We start from the raw sequence: 21,281 nt of genomic DNA, 5'->3' as shown, positions 1-21,281 counted from the left end.
GATAGAGGATGGGACTTTTTGCTACTGGTTGTCTTTCGCCTGAAAGCACGGTGGGACAACCCCGGCCCGATCACTTTTTTCCGTACCGCAAACCATTCAGAACCAAGCATTACCATCACAACTTCATTGCCGCCCGCAGCTTTGCACTTCTCGACCGCGGGTTTCTTCTTTCTTCTTCCTCACCGGCTGTTACCGGCTTCTTCGTCAAAACCTCGTATACCTCAGAACGCCCCGCCTCGCGGAATGCATCCTTAACCAACCGGTCCTCTAAAGAGTGGAAGCTGATGACAACCAGTCTTCCTTCCGGCTTCAGAAGAGAGGGTGCGCTTTCGAGCAGCTTCCCAATCTCTCCCAGTTCGTCGTTCACATAAATTCGGAGCGCCTGAAAGGTTCTCGTCGCCGGATGAATCTGGCCTCGCTCAGATCTGTTTATTGTTGGGGCCGCGGCCGATACCACTCTGGCAAGTTCTGCCGTCGTTGTAATCGGCCGGGCCCTCACAATTGCTCTGGCGATTCTCCGCGACCTCCTTTCCTCTCCGAATTCGTAAATCAGGTTGGCGAGTTCGTTTTCGTCTTCCTGATTTACCACCTGTTCGGCCGTCAACTCGCTGCGCGGATCCATCCGCATGTCCAGCGGCCCATCGGCCCGAAAACTAAATCCTCTGTGCGCCTCATCCAGTTGCAGACTGCTGACGCCGATATCTGCCAACAATCCATCCAGGCTTGCTGGTTCAATCTCGCTGGCCGCCGTGGAAAATGCCCTGGGAATCAACTTCACCTCCGGCATCTCGTTGCCCAGCTCCGCGCGAAGCTCTTCAAGCCTCGCCTTCGCCAGCTCCATCGCCTCGGGGTCGCGATCAAACGCGATCAGCTTTCCCTTTGGCCCAAGCCTCCTCGCAATCTCCGAAGAATGGCCTGCAAGACCGAGCGTGGCATCGGCGATTACTCCGCCAGGTCGCACATTCAGGTATTCGATTACCTCATCTAAAAGAACCGGCACATGTTGCGGTCTCATCATCACTTCCCGCCTTCTGTGCTGCCCCTAGGGGCCAACTTCGTTTTCCAGCAAGCTGAAAAATCAGCTTGCCGGACTTCCTATAAACCAAAATCTGCCAGCGCCGCCATATCGGTCTCGGTCATCGGCTGAGCCTCGAGCTCGGCCTTGAACGAGTCGTGGTTGACGACCTCTAGAAACGTTTGAGAGCCCAGAACAACGACGTCTCCCACAACCTTTGCCGACTCCCGCAGAATCTGCGGCAACAGCAATCTCCCCTGCGCGTCCATCTCTGCTACCTGGCCGTAATAGTTCGTCACGTCCAGAAACTTCTTCTTAGCCGGGTTCATGGAAGGGATCGCGGCCAGCTTCTCCTCGATCTTTTCCCACTCCTTTAGCGGGTAAACCTCCGCCCGCTTCCCGTCCTTGCTGGTGATGTAGAACTGGGGCCCGTACAGTTCGTCCACCCGGCGCTTGAACTCAGCCGGCAGCTTCAGCCGGCCTTTCTCGTCCACGCGGGTTGGGTGATTTCCCCTGAACATGACAACCTCGATACCTTTTTCTACTCAACCTTCGAAGCAGGAGGGCCGCGTGAGGTAGACTTTCTGCAAATCTTTGCTCATCCCAGTCCCTTTTACTCCACTTTTTACCACTTCCATCCACATAGTCCTCCAGTCAGAAGGTCATGTAAAGCATGGAATTTAGGAAAAAGAGCGGGATTCCCACAATGGGATGTGGATAACTCAGCGAATTGGGTTAGCTGACTAGATAACTACTACATATTGGGTTTACTAATCCGGTTCATGTCAAGAACGTTACTTGCGTAGCGCAAGATGGATTTGATAGGCGAAATAAAGGCGAAACCTCCTGAGAACCCTTCTTTAAATGGATTCACGTGACAGAACCCGGCTCTTCTCTCCGACCCTTTTCTTCTTCAAAAGCCAGACGAGATAGGCGAGGACCGCGAGATTGATCAGGAGGAGGCTCAACCGGTACCAGTTGGGGTGACGGCTCAGCTCGAAGAGCTCCCAGGGAAGGAAGGAGACGGTCAGGATCAGAGTGAGGTACTCTGCCCAGACCTTCTCGAGCATCAGACCGATGCCTTCTGTAAGAGCAAGCGCAGAGTATCCGAAGGTCCCCAAGCTGATCAGCTTCAGTCGATGATCGTCGATCAAGTCGACCTTTTCGAGGATCAGAGAGACGATCTTGCTTTCGGGATCGAACCGCAACTCTCGCGCCAGACGCATAATCTCGTCGCCGAGATCTTTGTGGAGCAGATGGATCGCGCCCATTCCCAGGAAGAAGAACAGGATAGCTTTTCCCAGCTTGAAGAGACCGATCATCAGCAGGCCGCGATCGCGGTGGTGATGCTCATTCGCGTTGGAGGTTTTCTCCATCGTCTCCGTCCATTCGCGATCCGTGCTGTATTGAGTCGGCATCCTGATTCTCAGTTGACGGGCTAACAAGCGAATTGTCAACGGAGCCAGAGAACCCGAACAAAACAAGATGGAAACATTGTGACTGGAGCGTTAATTCAAGCATCCTGCCATTATGAGTGCTTCGCCAGAACACGCTCCATCAGCCGGGTAAGATGCGGCCGTGCCTTCTCGAGCGCGGCTTCCGCAGTGATGCCATACTTCGCTCGCAGAGCTTCGACTTTGCCATGCTCGATAAAGCTATCGGGCCATCCGATCCGGACGACGGGAACATTGAGGTCCAGCTCGTTCAGTGTTTCCATCACAGCAGATCCGAAGCCTCCAGCGAGAACATGATCTTCCAACGTAATCAGCAGACCAGCACGTGAACCGAAGTCTGCAAGACAGCTGCGATCGACGGGCTTGGCGAAACGTGGGTCAATCAATGCTGCGGAGAACCCCTCGTGTTCAAGCATCTCCTTCAGGCGAGTGCCTTCGGAGAACATGGCTCCGAGCCCAAAGATCGCGACATCGACACGGCCCGGATCGTGGACGACTTCGGCTTTGCCGATCTCGATCGCAGCAGGCTTTTCTTTGATAGCAACTCCTGGCCCGATACCACGAGGGTAGCGAACAGCTGACGGACCGTCGTGCAACATGGCGGTATACATCATGTCCTGCAACTCATCTTCATCTTTGGGAACCATATGGATGAGGTTCGGGATACTGCGGAGATAGCTGATGTCGAAGAGCCCGTGGTGCGTGGGACCGTCGTCACCGCTGAGTCCACCGCGATCCATGCAGAAGACGACGGGGAGGTTTTGCAGGCATATGTCATGGACGATAGGATCGAAGGCTCGCTGCAGAAAAGTCGAGTAGATAGCGCAAAAGGGTTTGTAACCCTTGGTCGCCATGCCACCAGCGAAGATCACGGCGTGCTCTTCCGCGATTCCTACGTCGAAGTAGCGGGAAGGATGATGCGGGCGGAAGAGGTCCAGTGCGGTTCCGTTGGGCATGGCCGCAGTAATGGCGACAACCTTGTCGTTCATCCCGGCGAGCTTGGTCAGGCTTTCGGCGAAGATCTCTGAGTAGGTCTTCTGGCCCGCAGACTTGGTTTCTCCGGATTCGGGGTCGTAGGGTCCGAGGCCGTGGAACTTTTTCTGCTTCTCCAGAGCTGGCTGGAAGCCGCGGCCTTTCTGCGTGATGGCGTGAAGCACAACCGGCTTGTTCTGCTGCTTGAGGAACTTAAAGGTCTCGATTAGCAGCGGAAGATTGTGGCCGTCGATGGGGCCATAGTAGCTGAGGCCAAATTCCTCAAAGAGCATGCCCGGACCGATCAGTCCCTTGGCCGCTTCCTCAGCCTTACGAACGACGTGGCGCGCAGCTTTTCCTCCGAACCTCTCGATCAGTCCGGCCGCCTTGTCATGCAGATTGCTGAAGGTGGTATTGGCAGTGATCTTGTGGAAGTACTCGGCGATGGCTCCGACGTTCTTGTCGATGGACCAGGCGTTGTCGTTGAGCACAATAATCATGCGGCGCGTCTGCGCGGCAATATTATTCAGGGCCTCGAAGGAGATTCCGTTGGTAAAGGCGGCGTCCCCGGCAAGAGCGACGATGTGTTCTTTGCCGCCTGCGAGATCGCGCGCAACCGCCATCCCCAGAGCGGCGGAAAGCGCGGTTCCGGCGTGGCCTGCGCCGTAGCTGTCGTGTTCGCTTTCGGTGCGCAGCATAAAGCCGTTGAGTCCTTCAGGCTGGCGAATTGTATGGAAACGATCTTCGCGTCCGGTGAGCAGCTTATGGACATAGGCCTGGTGGCTGACGTCAAAAACGAAACTGTCAGCAGGGGTATCGAAGACATAGTGGAGCGCAATGGTCAACTCAACCACTCCAAGATTAGGGCCGATGTGCCCGCCCGTCTTGGCTATTGAGGTAATGAGGCGCTCACGAATCTCTTCCGCGAGCCGCTCCAGCTCAGGCATGGAGAGCTTCTTAACGTCTGCTGGAGATTTGATTCTGTTTAGTATCCCGTCCATCTGACTTCCTGAAAGATGCAAAATCCTAGTCTCTTAGAGTCGATCCTTGAGATTGGACGCTACTGACAGCCTGAGGACTCTTCGGTCTTCTTATGGCAGTTTCTGAGTATACGGCCTCGGACGTGGAAGCGGAATATTAGAGGCCCCCCTATCCTTTTTGCGCAAAGTATTCGATCCAGATACTTTAGGCTCGGACTTGCCACGCGCAGACTGTTTTGATCTCTTCGAGGAGCTCTTCCAACGCTACTTCCATTATAGAAGTTACAACAGGATGAGTTCGCAATGAATAAGTTTATTGTATTCAGTTACTTATTCGAGTTTAGGGCTTGACAGGTGTCGGAGGGCGGGTTTGTGAAGTGTGCTTTCAGAGAGATGAATACGGGGATTCTTCGCTCCGCTCAGAATGACGGTAGGCAGCAATGGCAGGATTTCACAGATGAGAAACGGCGATGGAATCCTCCACTCGCAGCCACTTTACAACGGCTGCGAGTGGAGGATCCCACCTTGAGAAAACAATGGTTTATTGAACGACACAACCGCAGATCCTTCGACTCCGAAAACCGCAGCCTGCTGCACTCAGGATGACATTAGTTTTTATGATGCTAACTTGCCTCTAAACCTGAGAATACGGCGCGGGAGAAAGGACAAGGCTGTCAACGTTGCTTACGATTGCTTCGAAGCTATAGCGAGGATCAGCGGAGAGCTTCTTCCAATCCGGATCGGCGCGGAAACGGTCCCATCCAGCGTTGAGGGCTTCGAGATCAGGAAAAGTAAGCATATAGGTCAGTTTGGGCAGATTGGGACCGATAAGCCCGTCACCAAAAAAGACCTGACCACATCCCGAACGACGGAAGAATTCGAATTCGCCGTGATGGAACATCTCGACCTTGCGGACGTGATCGGCAAGAGTGGGGCTTTCGTAGGTACGGAGCTGAAAGATGCGTTTTTCCTTTTTGGCAGCAGCGGCGGGTACAACAAGCTTTGGCCAACCCTCGAAAGATTTGAGCAACGTGCTTTCGATGCGCTCGAAGGAAGGCTCTTTTGCAGGGGCACTCCAGAAGGGTTCGGCCGCTTTGAGAAACTCACTATCTTTGGCGAGCAGGAGATCGACGTCGACAAGAGTTTCAAGATTTGTGCCAGGAATAAGCAGATAGATGGTAGGTGTCTGAGGACCGAACTCTACGCGAAAGGCGCCGATGGGAGAGAGGCCAAGGCGATTGAGCGCAGGAATCAGTGCCGAGGAGAAGAACTGGTCGGCCAGGCGCGTCTGGGGGCCGCTACGCAGCATGTATTTACGAAACTGGTAATACTCTCGTGGGGAGTTAGAGGTTTGTGCAGTCGCAGCCGTGGTAGTGAGGGACGCAGCCGTGGTAGCGAGCGCAGCTTTGAGAAAGTTTCTTCTTCGCACAGGTTCTCCTTGGATTTACGTTCAGGTTTGCCAGTTTAATCTATGAGCGTTAAACGGTTTAGAAGAAAATAAGGAATTCTTTGTCGCTCCACTTGGAAGATGGACGAGGCTGTTGCGCTAACGACTAGAAGCTCCGGATTTGGCCGCAAACCACTTGTTGAAGGGGATAGAGAAGGCGAAGAGCTCCTTTCCTGCGGCAGTGTGGATCATCTTGACATAGATCTCGGCACCTTTGAGGGGCGGATCGTCGAGACCCTTGACATCGTAGAAGAGGTAACCGCCCACGGTGGAATGGGGGGCGACGGTTGTGGAAGGAAAGCCAAAGTCCTGATCGTCCTGGGTGATCTTTTTGTCGACGGGTGGGTGGTGGATGGTGAGCGGAATGAGAGGAACTTTGGTTCCCTTGGCTTCTTTGGTGGAGAAGAGGCGGCGGTTGATGTCGTCGAGAGTGGCAGCGGGAAGCTTGTCGTTATTGGCGGAGATGAACTGCATCCGCACCTCCTCAAGGTTGAGAGCGGCATCGCTGTCGTTGGTGATGATGACCCGGACTGGTATGAGAGAGTGACGGATGTAAGGAAGCCGGAAAAAGTCGCAGTCGCGAGGTTCGGTGCAGGGGTCGATCGCGACGGTGACGTGCTCCTGAGGGTGGGCGTCGTAGGCAGGATATTCGCGCGCGGGCCGCACGGGAGGAGCTTTTTTGCTACCGGCATGAGCTGCTGCCAGAGGGAAAACCATGACGGCCAGGAACGCTAGTGACCTTCGTAACGTACGGAAAAAGTAGGACTTCATAGGCAAGTTGATTATCATCTTCGCTGATACACCCGGTAAAGCAAGGGAGAGCCTTTCGGTTGATTCTGGCGATTTATAGCGCGCTGCTGGCGCTCGTTCTGATTTTGGGCGCTCCATGGTGGCTGCTGCGGATGGCAACCAGTGGACGGTATCGCGCAGGGCTGGCTGGGCGCCTGGGAAGGATTCCTGACGAACTGAGGAGCGCTGTCGCGGGGCGTAGAACGATCTGGCTGCACGCGGTCTCTGTGGGCGAAGTGGTGGCTGCAACCGAGTTGATACGGGAGATGCGCAAGGCGCTTCCGGGTTGGGTGATTGCTGTCTCCACTACCACAGAGACGGGGCAGAAGCTGGCGCGTGAGCGGCTGGGCGGGGAGTCGCCGGTGTTCTATCTGCCTCTGGACTTCGCTGTGTTGGTACGGAGGTATTTGAAGACGCTGGGCCCTGAGCTTCTGGTTCTGATGGAGAGCGAGTTGTGGCCGAATTTGATGCAGGAGTGCGCAAACGAGGGGATTCCTATTGCAGTGATCAATGCGCGTGTATCGGACCGGTCGTTTCCTCGATATCGGCGATTGAGAGCGCTATGGAAACCGCTTCTGAAACACGTCTCATTGTTCTTAGCGCAGAGTGAGGAGACAGCGACACGGCTGGTGGAGATAGGGGCTCCGGAAGAACGGGTTCGCACAAGCGGGAACCTGAAGTACGACATCAAGGCCGCGGGTGAGAGCGCGATGACGGCCTTGCTGCGAGAGAAGATTCCTGCTGGAGCGAAGGTCCTGGTCGCAGGGAGCACATTGGATGGCGAAGAGAAGATGCTGCTGGAGGCATGGACGAAGGTGCTAGAGGTGACACCGGAGGCGGTGTTGATTCTGGCTCCGCGGCGGACGGAACGGTTCGATATTGTTGCGGGACTGGTAGAAGCGGCCGGATTTGATGTCGTCCGCGCAAGCAAGTTGCAGCCAGGAGAAGTTTCACTGGGTCAGGAGGGAGTGATTTTGCTGGATACGATTGGAGATCTGGCATCGGTGTACTCCTTGGGAACAGCGGCGTTTGTGGGGGGCAGCCTGGTGCCGATGGGAGGACACAATCCGTTGGAGCCTGCACGTTTTGGAGTTCCCATAATTATGGGAGAATCGTGGGAGAACTTTCGCGAGATTGTTGTGTCGATGCAGGCCGCGAAAGCGGTTCGTATCGTTGCAGCACCGGATTTAGCGAATGCAGTCACCGATCTGCTGATGAACGAGAATGGCGCGAAAGAGATGGGTCAGCGGGGCCAGGCAGTATTTACAGCACAGGCAGGAGCGACGAGACGAACTCTGGACGCTCTTGTGGGCCTATTGGGCCGATTGCATAGAGGCTAGACGATGAATGCACGGAGAAGCTGGCTGATTCCGTTGTCGCCGCTGTACGGCGCAATCGTGACCATAAAGCGCAGGATGTATCGCTGGGGATGGCTGAAGCGAAACCGGCTGTCTTCGCCGGTGATCAGCATCGGAAGTGTCTCGGCGGGTGGAGCGGGTAAAACTCCGATGGTGGCGATGCTGGCGGGGATTCTGCGGCGTCGAGGCTATGGTGTGAGTATCCTGACACGCGGATATGGACGCGCTTCGAACCTGGTGGAACGAGTCGAGCCGTTCGATGATCCGGCATGGCATGGAGATGAACCTGTGCTGCTGGCGCAGCGTACGGGCGTTCCCGTATTTGCTGGAGTCGAACGTTATCGCGCGGGACTTCTCGCGGAACAGGAGTGGCGCGGCGACAGAATTGGAGTCCACCTGCTGGATGATGGGTTTCAACACCTGAGACTGTCGCGCAATATCGATATCGTGCTGCTTACGGTGGACGATCTCAACGATGTGTTACTGCCGGCAGGAAATCTTCGTGAACCGCTGACAGCAGTCAGCGAAGCGGACGTTGTTGTCGTTCGCGAAGACGAAGCTGCGCAATTGAAACAGGCTCTCGAAGATTTGCAGGATCGAGGGAATGGATTCGCTGTCTGGACGATTCGCAGAACTTTAAGCCTGGCAGAAAAGGAAAGCACGCTGCCGACGCTGCCGCTGGCGTTCTGTGGGATTGCACGGCCGGAGAACTTCAGCCAGATGCTAAAGAGCTCGCGGTATGAAGCGCTGGATACGGTTGTTTTCCCGGATCACTATCGCTACCAGGAGCGCGATATATCGAGGCTGTTGGAGGAAGCTCGGCAAAAGGGAGCCAACGGTTTTGTAACCACCGAAAAAGATGCCGTGAAGCTTACTGCTCCGATGCTTCAGCGCCTGGAAGCAGTAGGACCGGTGATCCTAGCCCGTTTGCAAGTCGAACTGATCAACGAAAAGGAATCAATGGCACAACTGATCAGCATGGTTTCGGAACTGGACCGCAGAAAAGCACCGGAACGGTCATGAGAGAATGAGCGCTTGGCAAACCGGAACGACATGCAAGGAGAGCCACGACGCGTACTGATCGTGCGGATCGGTGCGATGGGCGATATTCTGCACACGATGCCCGCAGTGGCAGCGCTTCGCGAACGACATCCAGCATGGGAGATTGGGTGGGTGGTAGAATCTCGCTGGCTTCCGTTGCTGGAGGCTGCGGAGTTGGCTTCGGGAAGGCCGCTGGTGGACAGGACAATCCTGGCTGCAACGCGAGAGTGGAAGCGGCGGCCAGTCTCCATGGAGACAATCAAGGCAATTGCCACGTTACGCGGGGAGATGCTTGCAGAAGGATTTGACCTGTGTGTCGATATGCAGGGGTCGATCCGATCGGCAGTGATCGGGCGGATGTCCCGAGCTGGGAATTTAGTCGGTCCTGAGGACCCGAAGGAACGGCCTGCACGGTGGCTATATGGCAAACGCATCGAGTCGAGAATGCCCCACGTAATCGAGCAGGGATGCGAGTTACTTGGCGGAGCTGTGGGGGAGAAACTGCAACCAGCTCAGGTAAGGTTTGCTGTCTCCGAACAAGCGGCACGGGCGTGTGATGCGGTTTTGTCGAAGTCCCTTGCTGATGCAAAGGACGGGTTTGCGCTACTGGCTCCAACGGCAGGATGGGGAGCAAAGCAGTGGCCAGCAGAGAGGTTTGGGGCGGTCGCAGCGGAGTTGGGGAGACGCGGAATTCGGTCGATCGTCAATGCATCGAGAGAAGGCGATGTAGTCGCGCAAAAGGTAGTGGGAACAAGTGAAGGATATGCAACGGCGGTGGCGGGGAACCTTCCGCAGCTGATTGAACTGACGCGGCGAGCAAGTGTGGTGATTGCTGGAGATACAGGGCCACTCCATCTGGCTGCCGCGCTGGAACGTTCCGTTGTGGCGTTGTTTGGGCCGACAGACCCTGCGCGGAATGGTCCATATGGAACACAGGCACGTGTGCTGCGCCATGGAGGCGAGCGTCGCGATCACAGAAGACTGAACGAACCGGAGGCTGGACTACTAGCGATTACGGTGGAGGAGGTTGTGGAAGCGGCAATGGGATTACTCGATGGTTTTGACGAGATGGCCCTCTAGGGTTCGCGTCTAGCGCGAATGCCCCACCTTAGTCTCGCTACGCGAGCCGAAGATAGGGCACCCAATTTATGGTTGCTAAGGTAAGGTAGACGAGTGAGTGAACGAACGAGTTGGCAGCGCATTGCGCAACGTATCCGGGTGCCTTTGGGATTTGTATTCGCAGTGGCATTTCTGTGGCTGGCGCGGCCGACGTGGAAATTGATGGCTTTGAGCCTGTTGCTGGTGGTTCCAGGGGTGTGGTTGCGGGGCTATGCCGCCGGATATGTGAAGAAGAACGCAGAACTGACTCAGACCGGCCCATATGCCTATACGCGGAATCCGCTGTACCTGGGTTCGATGATGATTGCTTTCGGCTTTGCGTGGGCGTCGGGGAGCTGGGTGATTTTTGTGGCGCTTGCGGCGGGGTTCCTGGGGATCTATCTGCCGACGATTCGCTCGGAGGAGGAGTATCTGCGCTCTCATTTTGCCGGATTTGAGGAATATGCCCGCCAAGTGCCGCGACTACTTCCCCGGCTGACTGCGGCAAAGAACGACCTTCCGGCGGGAAGATTTTCGCGGGAGAGATACCTGCATCACCGCGAGTACAATGCCCTTATGGGTGCTGCAGCTCTTTATGCCGTGCTGGCAGCCCGTCTTCTGCTGCTAAGGTAGGTGAAGATCGCCGGAGAGCGATTCTCAGAGGTTTAGAAACTCTTTAAGTGATGGCAGTGAACGAGTTTTATGGCGGTTCGAATACCCCATCCATTCCAATCCCGGTGAGTTAGCTCTGTCGAAACGTTCCACGATCTTTTTTCTCCCTGTCCTGTTCTGGCTGGCGTGCACGGTTTGTACGGCACAGTCGCTGACGCAGCGTCTCTTCCCTTCTCCGCCGCAGACGGGACCGATTCCCACGCTGGAACCTCCTCCTGCCGGGTACGTCTTTCCTACAAAACAGACCCTGACTTACTCGGTGGACTGGCGAGTATTTACGGCAGCAGTGGCTGTCATCCAGACAGAACTACAGGGCACCACCCAGAAGATTTCGGCCACGGCGGATACTGTCGGTGGAGTGACGATGCTCTTCCCAGTTGTGGATAAGTTTCAATCGTCTTTCGATACAAAAACGGGTTGCTCAGGCGGTTTTTCGAAGCAGACGTTGGAAGGCCGAAGAAAGATTTCCAGTGATCTGAGCTTCAATTACAACCAAGGAAAACAGTCGCTGGTGGAGCGCAATCTGGTAAAGGGAACGACGAAACAGCTTTCGGCCTCCATTCCTGCCTGCGTCACAGATTCCCTGTCTGCGATCTTTTATGTGGGCTCGCATCCGCTGGTTGTCGGACAGGACTTCCGGTTTCCGCTGGCAGACTCCATGCGAACGGTCACTGTAACGATGAAGGTTGAGGCCAAAGAGGAGATTAAAACTCCTGCCGGGACGTTCCAGACGATACGGGTTCAACCGACCGCTGATGAAGGTATTGTGAAGAACCGCGGCAAGATTTGGATCTGGTACACGGACGATGCCCGTCATATTCCGGTGCAGGTACGGGCCAGCCTGTTCTGGGGCACGATTACGGCGCGACTCCAGTCTTACGAGACAAAGTGAGGGATGGAATGAACGAACTAACGGCAGCAGGATTCGATCCCGAACAGTATGTAGCCGTAGCACGTTTTGAGGACCCCATCGAAGCGCAAATGGCTAAAGGGATGCTAGAGGCCGCCGGTCTGGAGTGTTTTCTGCACGGCGAGAGCGCGAACCAGCTGCTTGGGGCAGCATTTCGGGCGCGATTGATGGTACATCGAAGAGATGAAGACGTAGCGCGGGAGCTGCTACCAGCTCCGGAGGTTTATGATCCCAGCGCTGCGGAGGATGGAGAATGACGATTTCCACAAATGCTACACGTCCGCGGGCAGTGCTTTGCCTGTCGGGCGGGATGGACTCGACCGTATGCGCGGCACTGGCGGCACGGGACTACGAGGTCTATTCCCTGCACTTCAGCTACGGACAGAGAACCGAGACGAAGGAGCTTGTCTCTGCAACTGAGATTGCGCGGCTTACCGGAGCGAAGGAGTTTCTGCCACTCAAGATGGATCTGTTCCGCAGGATCGGAGGCTCAGCCCTGACGGACAGCTCGATCGCGGTTCCGGATGCTCCGGCGGAAGAGACGGAGATCGGAGCGGAGATCCCGGTCACTTATGTCCCGTTCAGAAATGCGCATTTTCTCTCAGCAGCCGTGAGCTGGTCTGAGGTCGTGGGAGCGAAAAAAATCTTTATTGGAGCGGTGGAACAGGACAGCTCCGGTTATCCGGATTGCAGGCCCGCTTATTATGACGCCTTCAATGAACTGATCCGGCGCGGCACAAAAGAGGGCGATATTCGGGTCGAGACCCCTTTGATTGCAATGAGAAAGAGCGAGATTGTGCGGCTGGGAGTTGAACTCGATGCACCGTTCCATGTAAGTTGGTCATGCTATTCCGGTGAACGGGAGGCATGTGGCGTCTGCGAGAGCTGTGTTCTGCGTCTGCGGGCGTTTCGTGAGGCCGGAGCTGTAGATCCCATACCCTATGCCAGCCCAAAAACAGCATCCAATCGGTAACATAGTGTTGCAGGATTGAGAACCAGCCACGGCCGGCCATTGGCGGGTCAGATGAGAACTGAAACCAGGAGAACGAAACTCATGAATCGTATCGGAAGAAAATGGAGCGTAGGTCTGGGGGCCTGCCTGGCGCTCGTGCTCGCGCTCGTAGCGCAGAACGGACGGGCACAACAACCTGCTCCTGCCAGTGTGCATGGTCACGTCAACAATGCCATCGGCGCTCCCGTCGTGAAGGGCGAGGTTAAGCTGACCCAGGACCGCTCCTCGGATGAGAAGAGCCGTAAATATACGAATACGTTTGAGATTGATGCATCCGGTAACTTCAAGGGGACAGGAATCGCTCCGGGAAATTACCTTGCGATCGTTTTTCAGGAAGGCAAGAGTGTCGATTACCTGGACAATGTGAACTTCGCCGCAGGCGAAGACCACTTGTTGAACTTCGACATGACTCGCAAAGAGTACCTCGACAAGATGACTCCGGAAGAGCGCAAACAGCTGGAGGAGTTCAAGAAAAAGAACTCTGAAGTTACGCAGGCCAACGCGAAGATTGCAAACCTGAACGCAATGCTGACCCAGGCACGTGCAGACACGAAAGCCGGGAACTTCGATGCCGCCATCAGCGCTATGGAGCAAGCCACCTCGCAGAAGCCGGATGAAGGCATTCTGTGGGTAGCACTGGGTGACGCTCAACTGGGTTCGGCAGATGCAACAGCGAAGGCAGCAAAGGCTGCGGGTAAGCCCGTCGATCAGACGATCCAGACGAAGTACACCGATGCTGCTGCTTCTTACAAGAAGGCCATTGACGCCAATGCCGCCTCGAAGAAGCCCAACGTGGAGACAACCGCTGCGGCCTATAACCAGATGGGACAGGCCCTGGCGAAGAGTGGCGATGGTAAGGGGGCTTCAGACGCTTATGAGCAGGCAGCGAAGGCTCTTCCGGCCAACGCAGGCATGTACTACTACAACGAAGCTGCGACCCTGTACAACGCAGGCAAGCTGGACGAAGCCGCTGTGGCCGCTGACAAGGCCATCGCTGCCGATCCGAAGCGGGCCGATGCGTATTACATCAAGGGGCAGGCCTTGATCCCCAAGGCAACGGTTGATCCGAAGACGCAGAAGATCGTCGCTCCCCCAGGATGCGTCGAGGCCTATCAGGAGTACATCGAGCTGGCTTCTCCGAATGAGCAGGCTCGCGTCGAAGAGGTGAAGGGCATTCTGTCGGGCATTGGAGCAGAAATCAAGTCGAGCTACAAGGCCGGTAAGGGCGGTAAGAGGTAAGCTGTTCAATTACTCCTCAGAAGGCCTCGGCGTTGCCGGGGCCTTCTTCATTTGGCCCGATAGAAGGAGAATGGATGAAATTAGCCAGTGTGCGTGGAGGCGAGAGTGAACGTCTCGTGAGCTTCGATGATGCTTTAAGGATTGTCCTGGCCGAGGCGGCACATGTTGGACAACAACCGACCGAAACGGTATCGCTTGGCGATTCCCTGGGAAGAATGCTGGCAGTTTCTGTTGTTGCAGATCGGGACCATCCGCCCTTTGATCGCTCAACCCGCGATGGGTTTGCAGTCCGGGTAACGGATGTGATGGCACAAAGATGGCTTTCCGTCGTGGGGCAGGTTCAGGCGGGGCGACAATGGGAAGGTTCTCCGTTGGCTGTAGGCCAGGCGATTGAGGTCATGACTGGAGCACCGGTTCCTCCAGGCGCAGATGCCGTGGTGATGCTGGAACATGTGGAGCGAAATGACTCTGCGATTCGCCTGCACAAGGATCGCAGACTGGCGGCTGGAGAAAACATCGTCCCCTGCGGAAGCGAAGCTCACGCCGGCAACGAAGTCCTGGCGGCTGGAACCGAGATGGACGCTGCAACGATTGCCTTGGCCGCAGCATGTGGAGCAGCGAAAGTGGTGGTATTTGTGCGACCCACCGTCGCGATTATCGCTACGGGTGATGAACTGGTGGACATTGAAGAAACTCCGGGACCTGAGCAGATTCGGAATTCGAACAGCTATGGGCTGGCTGCGTTGGTGGAGAGAGCGGGGGGCAAAGCTGTTCGCGAACCGATCGCACAGGACCGACAGGAGGTGATCGAAGAGAGGATCCGAGGGGCAAGGACGGCAAACTTACTTTTACTCAGCGGTGGCGTTTCGATGGGGGAGTATGACCTAGTCGAGCCGGTGTTGCAATCTCTTGGCGCGGAGTTTTTCTTTACGGGCGTGAAGATGCAGCCGGGCAAGCCAGCGGTGTTTGGGCGATTGCCTGAACGGGAGGGAATGCATGCGATGTACTTCTTCGGGCTGCCGGGCAATCCTGTTTCAACTCAGGTCACTTTTGCTTGCTTTGTCGAGCCGCTTCTGCGGGCGATGCGAGGAGCTCCAGTAGAAGGGCCGCGTTTTATACAGGCTACTTTGAGCGAAGAAATTCCAGGGAAACCCGGCCTGACGAGAGTTTTACCAGCTCGGCTTACGTCGACCCGGCAACGTCCTGAGGTGAAGCTGGTGGTCTGGCAGGGATCCGGCGATATGGCGGCGAATGCGCGAGCCAACTGCTATGCCGTTCTGCCGGAAGGTACCACAGGGTTTAGGGCAGATGATGTGGTCACGGTTCTTTTGCGATGATTGCCTGAAGATCAGCCTAAAGTAGAGGCAGGAATTCTGTTTGATGCTGGGAGGCATTTCCGATTGACGAAGTTATCGCACTATGACGATCAGGGGCAGGCCCACATGGTCGATGTGAGCGCGAAGCCTGCAACGAAGCGCGAGGCGAAGGCCAGGGCATTTGTCGAACTCTCGCCAGAGGCGCTTGCTGCACTGCCAAAGAACCCGAAGGGAAATCCGCTGGAAGTCGCGCGATTTGCTGGAATCCAGGCAGCTAAACAGACTTCAACTTTGATTCCGATGTGCCATCCGCTGGCGCTGAGTTTTATTGATGTGGAGACTCATATCCTCGAGGGAGGAGTTTCTGTGGGGGCCACCGCCGCAACAGTTGCAGGAACGGGCGTCGAGATGGAGGCGATGGTGGCAGCCTCTGTTGCAGCGCTTACGATCTACGACATGACCAAAGCGCTCGACAAAGGAATCCGTATCCGTGAGATAGAACTGGTAAGCAAGAGTGGCGGAAAGAGCGGAGAGTGGCGCCGCCCCTGATTCAAATGGCAGTCGCCAGGTTAACTGCGAAGAGCTGCTGCTCATCTTTCCATGTACGATCCAGCGCGAAGCCTGCGGACTGCAACAGGCGTTGAGTGCGTTCTGGAGTGAACTTGTAGCTGTTCTCCGTGTGAATGCTTTCTCCTCGTGCAAACCCCAGCGTGAACGAGGGGCCAGAAGAGTTGGCAGGGATGTGGATCTGTTGCGCACGACTTGATACGAGGTGCATTTCGATACGGGATTCAGAGGCGTTCCAGCGCGCCTGATGCTCAAAAGTTTCGGAATGAAAGTTAGCACCCAGCTCGCGATTGAGGCGAGCGAGAACATTGCGGTTGAAGGCAGCGGTTACTCCTGAAGCGTCATCATAGGCGGCAATAAGGTCCGCAATGCTCTTGAAGTTTCCTGGGACAAGATCTGTACCGAGCAAAAGCTTGTCTCCGGGCAATAGCTGGGAACGGAGATTCCAGAGAACATCGCGTGCCTGTTCAGGAGAGAAGTTGCCGATGCTCGAACCAATATAAAGGGCGAGCGTACGAGTGTTTGGCAAGCGGTTCAGAGGAAGCGGCTGAGTTGTGTAATCGGCGACCTGACATCGCACTGTAACGCCAGGGATCTGGCCACGGATATTCTCTGTGGCCTCTGCAAGCGCTGTCTCTGAAACATCGACCGGTTGATAAACTACCGTCTTCTGTCGTCGGACGGCGGCCCGAAGAAGAATCCCAGTCTTGGTTGCAGTACCAGCACCCAACTCGATAAGGGTCAAGATGGGAGCGGGATCGCTCCCCGTAGGCTCCGATGCCAATGCAATCATCTCGTCCGCATATGCGTGGAAGATACCTCGTTCGGTACGGGTTAGGTAGTACTCGGGCAGTTCGGTAATCTGTTCGAAGAGACGGGAACCGTTTTCGTCGTAGAAGAGCCAGGGAGAGAGTGTCTTTGGAGCGCTCAAGAGGCCGGAACGCGCCTCAGCAGCGACAGCATCGATGGGGGACAGGGTACAAAGAGAAGTGCTGAGAGAGAGCGGATCAGTAGCCGCGGGCAGCATAGGCACTGTACGGATGTCTCCTTTTTGGCATGGGCGGCCTTCAAACCGCACAGCCATTGGATGCAGGTTTTCGCCCTTCAGAACGAAAAATCGGTAATGCTGCTGACGAGACGGTGTCAGTAGGCCTCTGCCGGCTGAAGGGCTGTCCATGAATTTTCCGCCAGATTGATGGAATATGCATGATGGTTTGAGAGATTTACCCCGACCGCATACGGGTGTTCGAGGCCGGAATAGGTCTTGCGAACATGGTTGGTTCGGGTATCGATGGCCGTGATGGAGTTCTGTTGCGGACTAGCCACGTAGAGGAGGCCAACTTCTTCGTCCAAAGTGAGTGCTTGTGGGTGAGGAGAGACTGGGATGGTGGCGAGCTTGCGATTTTCGCCAAAGACCGAAACGGTTCCATCTGCATAGTTTGCTACATAGAGATGCCCTGTCTTTTTGCTTTGTACGATCGCACAGGGCATGTTTCCGGTGGTGAAGTTCTGAATGGAATGCGTGGCAAGGTCGATTGTAGCCAGGCTCTTACCTTGAACGTGCGAGATATAGAGAGTCTGCTTATCGAGTACCGCTCCCCAGAGATGCATGGCGCCGGCCGAGAGCTTTGTCATGACGCCTGTATCGGGATTGAGTTCTGTAACCGTATCGCTTTCGTATCCGAAGAGATAAACATGCTGACGATCCCCCACAAGGATGACGTCCGCTGAACCTGTGGGCAGATTTTTCGCGGCATTTGTCTTTCCATCCACGACGGTCAGCATGTTGCTAAAGGTATTGGAGACGTAAACCCTATTGGAGGACACATCGACAGCAATGGCATACGGTCGCGCCGCTGTAGGAACGGTAGCGACAACGGCATCTTTGTGGGTATCAATGACAGAAACATTGCGGCTTCCGGAGTTGACGACGTAAAGCATGCCGGTCGTGGGATTGAGAGCAAGTGCAATAGGGGCAGAGCCGACAGGAATTACTTGCGACGAATCGCTGGAAGAGATTGCGACGATTTGATTATGGATCTGGTCCACAAGATAGAGCTTCTGGTTGTCTTCGTTATACATCGCTGCATCGCGGTTGATGAGCGCCGTTTGTGGAGGGGCTTGGGCGTGTAAGGCCGGTAGAAATACAACGGAAAATACAAAATTGAGAAAGAAAAGTCCGGCGCGCATCCTGACCTCTAAAGTCTTGATAAAGCTTTTTGCGTATAGCTTATCTACAATGAGATGAAATTTTACAGGGCAGACTTCAGGAACAGTCAATGAGACGAGTTTTACAGCTTGCTGCGCTAGCAGCATTGAGCATCACAGCATTCGCACAGTCGCCAAAATTTCGCGTACTCGCCTTTTACTCCGATACGGTCGAGCACGATCATGTTGAATTCGCCCACCAGGCGATCCGGTTCTACGAGGGCGCTGCGAAACATGATGGATTTGAATTCACCCCAACGAACGATTGGAATGATTTAAATCAAAAGAAGCTGGCCGACTATCAGATCGTTTTGTGGCTGGATGATTTCCCCCATACTCCGCAACAGCGAGCAGCGTTTGAGCAATATATGGAAAACGGAGGCGGATGGCTGGGCTTCCATATTGCCGCCTATAACGACAAGAACACGCAATGGCCGTGGTTCGTTCGCTTTCTTGGAGGGGGCGTCTTTTACGGGAATAACTGGCCGCCGTTGCCGGCAACCCTCACAGTCGATCACCCTGAACATCCGGTAACGCGACATCTGCCTGCCAATTTTCTATCTCCCGCGAACGAGTGGTACATCTGGAAGCCATCTCCACGTGAGAACAAGGACGTAAAGGTGCTGCTAACTTTGGCATCTTCCAACTATCCGTTGGGGATGAAGGATATTCTTCGTGGCGGCGATCTTCCAGTGATGTGGACGAACACGCGTTATCGCATGCTTTATATGAATATGGGTCATGGCGACAAAATCTTCACCAGCGATATTCAGAATCGAATGATGGAAGATGCGATTGTGTGGATTGGACAGACGAAGAACGCTATCCGAAACGCATCGCTGGAGAAATAGTTCTTCCCTTTGCTATCTACTTCGCGAGGTCTCGCGCCAGTCTGACTCCAGAGAACTGCCAACGCGTAGCAGGCGCGAAGAAGTTGCGGTAGGTCGCACGGATGTGAGTTGCCGGCGTAACGCAGGAACCACCACGAAGGACCATCTGCGAGCTCATGAACTTTCCGTTATATTCGCCGAGCGCGCCAGGGAGAGAAGCGTAGCCGGGGTAGCCCGTGTAGGGACTGGCCGTCCACTCCCATGTATCTCCGAAGATCTGCTGCAATCCAGGAAGATGACTGGCCACCGTGGGATGAAGGTGTCCGGTTTCGAGCAGATTGGCATAAGCCGATTGCGCATTCGATGGAGTGGAAAGAGGAGCGATCGGGAGTTGTGGTTGCGATGGGGAGTTGTTTGTCAGCGCTTGAAGTTGCGACGCTGCATACTCCCACTCGAACTCCGTGGGAAGGCGATGACCCACCCAACGTGCATAAGCGTCAGCCTCAAAGAAGCTGAGGTGACAGACAGGAGTCTCAGAGAGGTCTTCGAGAGGAATGAGCCCGTGAAGTGTATAGATCGACCAGCCGGACTTCGTCTCGGAATCGCGCTGCCAGTAGAGAGGCGCCTGCCATCCTTCAGAGCGAATGGTCGTCCATCCCTCGGAAAGCCAAAGCTCAGGCCTCTGATAGCCGTTCTGATCGATAAAGGCGAGATATTCCGCGCAGGTTACAGGGCGAGTCGCAAGACGGAAAGGAGCAATGTAGACAGGATGGCGCGGCGCCTCATTGTCAAAGGCAAAAGCGTCTGTTGTTGAAGGATCAGGCGTGAAGCCTATCTCTGTAAGACCTGGCGCGAACTCGACCCAGTCGAGTGGAGGAGCAATGGCGGCAGCAGGTATTGGTTCGACAGGATTGATATACGCAGGATGAAGAGGATTGGTGAAGAGAGCGTGCTTGATGTCGGTTGCAATTAACTCCTGGTGCTGTTGTTCGTGCTCGATCCCCAGCCCGATACGACGCGCGGCTTCGTCCTCTGCTGGACATTGCAGCAGGCGTTCAATTGCTGTATCCACATGCGTACGGTAAGCGAGAATGAGATCCACAGGTGGCCGGGAAAAAGAGGAGCGCAACTTCTTTTCAGGCATCTCTCCGAGTGAATTGTAGTAGCTGTTGAAGAGCCAGCGGAAGTCCGGATGAAAGGGGGTATAACCGGCAAGAAACTCCGAGAGGACAAAGGTTTCAAAAAACCAACTGGTGTGGGCAAGATGCCACTTCACAGGACTCGCTTCCGGACAGGACTGCACCATCATGTCTTCCGGCGAGAGCGGTCGACAGAGAGCAAGCGTCGCGCTTCGAACCGCTTTAAAGCGGGCAAGAAGTGCGAGGGCGGCATTTTCGATAGAAGCAGGCATACGATTATCCTTTCGCCGTTTGTTCTATGGGATGGGATTGGTATCGGTTTTGTTGCTTTTTCTCTTCCGCACCTATTACGCGTACTGATTCAGCAAGCGGGCCAACAGATAGGCTGCCGCCGCCGCGCATCCTCCAATCAATACGGTTTGGATTGCACTGCGAAGCCAGCCTGTTCCGACGATTCTCCCCTTCAGTGCGCCAAAGATAGCCAGAGCTACCAGCGTAATCACAACAGAAAATTGCAGTGCCAGGCTATTTTCAGCGATAAGCATATAAGGCATGAGCGGAATGAGCCCACCTGCGATGTAGGAGAAGGCAATCGTGAGAGCGGAACGGTAGGCACGGCCAGGCGGAGGTTCGTCAAGCCCAAGTTCAAAACGCATCATAAACTCGACCCATGCTGCCGGATTTTGCCTAAGGGCTTCCAGTACAGGAGCAGCATTGGCACGAGGAACGGAGTATTGCTCAAAGATCTCGTAGATTTCCTCTTCCTCGTCGTGAGTCATCTCAATAACCTCACGCTGTTCTCTCTCCTTCTCAGAGGCATAGTGCTCGGCATCTCCGCGAGCAGCCAGATATCCGCCAAGACCCATTGCGATTGATCCGGCAACGATCTCGGCCAGACCAGCTAAAACAACAATTCTCGAAGAAGCCACCGCACCTGAAAGCCCTGCAGCAAGAGCAAAGGGCACAGTGAGGCCGTCTGAGAGGCCGATCACAATATCGCGCACCATTGCACCAGACTCGAAGTGCTTTTCTTCGTGAACCTGCCCGTTTTCAAGAGAGGGAGTTTGACGAGAAGAAACAGGAGTATTTGGGCGAACCGGTTCAGACATGCAGCTAGTGTAGACCGAAGGGTCCGTGGGGATATTCAGGTAGGAATTTTGTTTGCTTATACCAGCGTCTTTCCAGCTAAATACACGTCTGTATGAGCACAGGTTTCTGGAACGCTAAGGAAGAC

Annotated in this window: 21 protein-coding genes; 11 read left to right on the top strand and 10 right to left on the bottom strand. The window is 55.1% G+C overall.

Translation table 11 applies throughout. The features are described from left to right. Positions 1-115: 115 nt before the first annotated feature. From rsmH to H7846_RS06035, 6 genes are all read right to left on the bottom strand, one after another. Positions 116-1,018 carry a 16S rRNA (cytosine(1402)-N(4))-methyltransferase RsmH gene (gene rsmH / locus H7846_RS06060; RefSeq protein WP_186695594.1) on the bottom strand — a complete coding sequence of 301 codons (903 nt, stop codon included), beginning with the start codon at positions 1,016-1,018 and terminating at the stop codon, positions 116-118. Positions 1,019-1,095: 77 nt separating this feature from the next. Next, the gene (locus tag H7846_RS06055) at positions 1,096-1,536 is read right to left on the bottom strand and encodes a division/cell wall cluster transcriptional repressor MraZ (RefSeq protein WP_186695593.1); all 441 of its coding nucleotides are present in this window, start codon (positions 1,534-1,536) and stop codon (positions 1,096-1,098) included. 339 nt (positions 1,537-1,875) lie between these two features. After that, positions 1,876-2,433, bottom strand: coding sequence for a DUF2127 domain-containing protein (locus H7846_RS06050; protein ID WP_255460877.1), 558 nt, complete (start codon positions 2,431-2,433; stop codon positions 1,876-1,878). Between the two features lie 110 nt (positions 2,434-2,543). Next, positions 2,544-4,442, bottom strand: a complete 1,899-nt coding sequence (dxs, locus tag H7846_RS06045) for a 1-deoxy-D-xylulose-5-phosphate synthase (RefSeq protein ID WP_186695592.1) — start codon at positions 4,440-4,442, stop codon at positions 2,544-2,546. 613 nt (positions 4,443-5,055) lie between these two features. Further along, complete coding sequence (locus H7846_RS06040; protein WP_186695591.1) at positions 5,056-5,850, bottom strand: NIPSNAP family protein; 795 nt, start codon at positions 5,848-5,850, stop codon at positions 5,056-5,058. Positions 5,851-5,967: 117 nt separating this feature from the next. Beyond that, on the bottom strand, positions 5,968-6,639 hold the full coding sequence (locus tag H7846_RS06035) for a hypothetical protein (protein WP_255460876.1): 672 nt from the start codon (positions 6,637-6,639) through the stop codon (positions 5,968-5,970). A gap of 59 nt (positions 6,640-6,698) precedes the next feature. On the opposite strand from H7846_RS06035, the gene H7846_RS06030 reads away from it, so the two are divergent. From H7846_RS06030 to moaC, 10 genes are all read left to right on the top strand, one after another. Continuing rightward, positions 6,699-7,997 (top strand): 3-deoxy-D-manno-octulosonic acid transferase, encoded by a 1,299-nt coding sequence (locus H7846_RS06030; RefSeq protein WP_255460875.1) that lies wholly within the window; start codon positions 6,699-6,701, stop codon positions 7,995-7,997. Between the two features lie 3 nt (positions 7,998-8,000). Further along, positions 8,001-9,038 (top strand): tetraacyldisaccharide 4'-kinase, encoded by a 1,038-nt coding sequence (gene lpxK, locus H7846_RS06025; RefSeq protein WP_186695589.1) that lies wholly within the window; start codon positions 8,001-8,003, stop codon positions 9,036-9,038. 12 nt (positions 9,039-9,050) lie between these two features. Next, positions 9,051-10,136, top strand: a complete 1,086-nt coding sequence (locus tag H7846_RS06020) for a glycosyltransferase family 9 protein (protein ID WP_255460874.1) — start codon at positions 9,051-9,053, stop codon at positions 10,134-10,136. A gap of 93 nt (positions 10,137-10,229) precedes the next feature. After that, positions 10,230-10,787 carry a methyltransferase family protein gene (locus H7846_RS06015; protein ID WP_186695588.1) on the top strand — a complete coding sequence of 186 codons (558 nt, stop codon included), beginning with the start codon at positions 10,230-10,232 and terminating at the stop codon, positions 10,785-10,787. 298 nt (positions 10,788-11,085) lie between these two features. Beyond that, positions 11,086-11,718, top strand: a complete 633-nt coding sequence (locus tag H7846_RS06010) for a DUF3108 domain-containing protein (protein WP_449240080.1) — start codon at positions 11,086-11,088, stop codon at positions 11,716-11,718. An 8-nt stretch (positions 11,719-11,726) separates the two neighbouring features. Beyond that, positions 11,727-11,993, top strand: a complete 267-nt coding sequence (locus H7846_RS06005; RefSeq protein WP_186695587.1) for a putative signal transducing protein — start codon at positions 11,727-11,729, stop codon at positions 11,991-11,993. Beyond that, on the top strand, positions 11,990-12,709 hold the full coding sequence (gene queC, locus H7846_RS06000) for a 7-cyano-7-deazaguanine synthase QueC (protein WP_186695586.1): 720 nt from the start codon (positions 11,990-11,992) through the stop codon (positions 12,707-12,709). The genes H7846_RS06005 and queC overlap by 4 nt, the downstream gene beginning before the upstream one ends. 81 nt (positions 12,710-12,790) lie before the next feature. Beyond that, positions 12,791-13,987, top strand: a complete 1,197-nt coding sequence (locus H7846_RS05995) for a tetratricopeptide repeat protein (protein ID WP_186695585.1) — start codon at positions 12,791-12,793, stop codon at positions 13,985-13,987. Between the two features lie 74 nt (positions 13,988-14,061). Beyond that, entirely contained in the window at positions 14,062-15,324 is a 1,263-nt protein-coding gene (locus H7846_RS05990; protein ID WP_186695584.1) for a molybdopterin molybdotransferase MoeA, read from the top strand. Positions 15,325-15,387: 63 nt separating this feature from the next. Next, positions 15,388-15,852 carry a cyclic pyranopterin monophosphate synthase MoaC gene (gene moaC, locus H7846_RS05985; RefSeq protein ID WP_186695583.1) on the top strand — a complete coding sequence of 155 codons (465 nt, stop codon included), beginning with the start codon at positions 15,388-15,390 and terminating at the stop codon, positions 15,850-15,852. A gap of 1 nt (position 15,853) precedes the next feature. Here moaC and egtD read toward each other — a convergent pair whose 3' ends face one another. Then, positions 15,854-16,897 (bottom strand): L-histidine N(alpha)-methyltransferase, encoded by a 1,044-nt coding sequence (gene egtD / locus H7846_RS05980; protein ID WP_186696208.1) that lies wholly within the window; start codon positions 16,895-16,897, stop codon positions 15,854-15,856. Positions 16,898-17,013: 116 nt separating this feature from the next. Continuing rightward, positions 17,014-18,060 carry a YncE family protein gene (locus H7846_RS05975; protein ID WP_186695582.1) on the bottom strand — a complete coding sequence of 349 codons (1,047 nt, stop codon included), beginning with the start codon at positions 18,058-18,060 and terminating at the stop codon, positions 17,014-17,016. A gap of 89 nt (positions 18,061-18,149) precedes the next feature. On the opposite strand from H7846_RS05975, the gene H7846_RS05970 reads away from it, so the two are divergent. Beyond that, on the top strand, positions 18,150-18,929 hold the full coding sequence (locus H7846_RS05970) for a ThuA domain-containing protein (protein WP_186695581.1): 780 nt from the start codon (positions 18,150-18,152) through the stop codon (positions 18,927-18,929). A 16-nt stretch (positions 18,930-18,945) separates the two neighbouring features. On the opposite strand, the gene egtB is transcribed toward H7846_RS05970, so the two are convergent. Both egtB and H7846_RS05960 read right to left on the bottom strand, forming a co-directional pair. Beyond that, positions 18,946-20,319 (bottom strand): ergothioneine biosynthesis protein EgtB, encoded by a 1,374-nt coding sequence (gene egtB, locus H7846_RS05965; protein WP_186695580.1) that lies wholly within the window; start codon positions 20,317-20,319, stop codon positions 18,946-18,948. 75 nt (positions 20,320-20,394) lie between these two features. Next, positions 20,395-21,156, bottom strand: coding sequence for a VIT1/CCC1 transporter family protein (locus H7846_RS05960; RefSeq protein WP_186695579.1), 762 nt, complete (start codon positions 21,154-21,156; stop codon positions 20,395-20,397). Positions 21,157-21,281: the final 125 nt, after the last annotated feature.

Origin of the sequence: Edaphobacter sp. 4G125 (assembly GCF_014274685.1) — a bacterium.
In the GTDB taxonomy this organism is placed as follows: domain Bacteria; phylum Acidobacteriota; class Terriglobia; order Terriglobales; family Acidobacteriaceae; genus Edaphobacter.
This window is presented reverse-complemented; position numbering and strand designations above follow the sequence as displayed.